This is a genomic window from Bradyrhizobium cytisi (assembly GCF_008123515.1).
GTDB lineage: Bacteria > Pseudomonadota > Alphaproteobacteria > Rhizobiales > Xanthobacteraceae > Bradyrhizobium > Bradyrhizobium cytisi.
Genome location: NZ_VSSR01000116.1, coordinates 1 through 1,486 on the forward strand (window position 1 = coordinate 1; position 1,486 = coordinate 1,486).

Genomic DNA, 1,486 nt, shown 5'->3' on the forward strand with positions numbered 1-1,486 from the left:
CTAGTGGCTCGGCACAGTGATTATGACTCTTTGGAAGTAGCGGGATATGCGCGGCCCATTTTGGCGCGGGCCTTGTCTGTTGTGAACATCCATTTGATGCGGGAGCGGGCGGCATTTCGCTTCCGTTCCCAAGCGGCGATCTCGCGGCGCAGTCGCTTGGAATCGTCGATCCTGCGATCCAGGCACTGGCCGCGCAGGACGCCGATCTCGATCTCAACCATGTTGAGCCAGCTTGCGTGCTTGGGGGTGTAGTGGAACTCAAGCCGTCGCAAAATCCGCCTGGCTTCGGCGGGCGGGAAGGTCTGATACAGGGCGCCTGCGGAGTGGGTCGATAGATTGTCCTGAACGACCCGGATGATCTCGGCATCGGGATAATGGATGTCGACGAGGTCGTGCATGCATCGGGCATAGTCTTCCGCCGCTCGCCGTTCGGTGACTTTGACCTTGCGCCAGGGACGATGCACGTCGACGAGGACGAAGAGATTGACCGTGCCATTGCGACGATACTCGTAATCGTAACGTTCGAGCTGACCCGACCTGGCCGGGATGGGCTGACGCGCCTCGCCGATGAGCTGCACCGGGCTTTCGTCGAAGCACACCACCGGCCGCTTGGGGTCAGGCGCCTCGGCGTAGAGGTCGAGGACGTCCTCCATGCGGGCGACGTATTCGCCGTCGACCTGCGGAATGCACCACATGTCCTTGCGCCAGGGCTTGAGGCCATTTTCGGCCAGGCGCCGCCGAACGGTCTCGTGCGACAGGCTCCTGTGTTCGGTCAGCTTGACCAGCGCGCCTGCCAGCAGCTCGAGCGTCCAGCGGGCGCGGCCTTCCGGGGGACTGGCGCAGGCCGTCGCTACCAGCAGGGCTTCTTCCTTGACCGTGAGTTTGCGTTCCGCCCCGGGACGCGGCTCGTCGCTCAGCGCCCGTTCCAGATTGCCTTCCACGAAGCGGCGCTTGATCCGGTACACGGTCGAGCCGCCCACGCCGACGCTCCTTGCGATCTCCTCGTCGCCGGCACCGGCATCGGCGGCCAGCAAGATCTGGGCTCGCTTGAGCTTGCGCGACGCATGCTTGCCGCCGCTGAGCAGTGCCCTGAGTTCCGTGCGCTCGATTTGGCTGAGATCGACCCGATAGCGTACATTCATGGCGTGCCTCCGTGTTCGAGGCACGCACAAACAACTGAATCGGATGGCCGGCGTGAGTCCTTCGGCAAAACCCTTCACGCCCACGCAGGGGCAATATTTGACCTTTATCCACCTCTACACGCGGCTCCACCGCACACCTCCGGCCGAAACCGACATGCAGGAATATTTCCGCGTCAGCCCGCCTTCGGTTCATCAGATGGTGCTGACGCTGGAACGAGCCGGCCTCATCAGCAGGCAGCCAAGAACTCCTCGCAGCATCGAGGTACTCGTTGATCCGAAACTCCTGCCGGAGCTAATCTGATCGCCGGACGCAACCTGTCAAAATCACTGTGCAGAGCCACTAG

General features: G+C 62.7%; 2 protein-coding genes. One reads left to right on the plus strand and one right to left on the minus strand.

What is annotated here, in order from left to right:
- Positions 1-20 precede the first annotated feature (20 nt).
- Entirely contained in the window at positions 21-1,142 is a 1,122-nt protein-coding gene (locus tag FXB38_RS40760; RefSeq protein WP_148756524.1) for an IS630 family transposase, read from the minus strand.
- A gap of 52 nt (positions 1,143-1,194) precedes the next feature.
- On the opposite strand from FXB38_RS40760, the gene FXB38_RS40765 reads away from it, so the two are divergent.
- Positions 1,195-1,443 carry a LexA family protein gene (locus tag FXB38_RS40765; protein WP_430640218.1) on the plus strand — a complete coding sequence of 83 codons (249 nt, stop codon included), beginning with the start codon at positions 1,195-1,197 and terminating at the stop codon, positions 1,441-1,443.
- The last annotated feature ends 43 nt before the right edge of the window (positions 1,444-1,486 follow it).

Excerpts from the sequence above, each read along its gene's own strand:
- FXB38_RS40760 (WP_148756524.1), bottom strand. The coding sequence starts at position 1,142 with ATGAATGTACGCTATCGGGTCGATCTCAGCCAAATCGAGCGCACGGAA.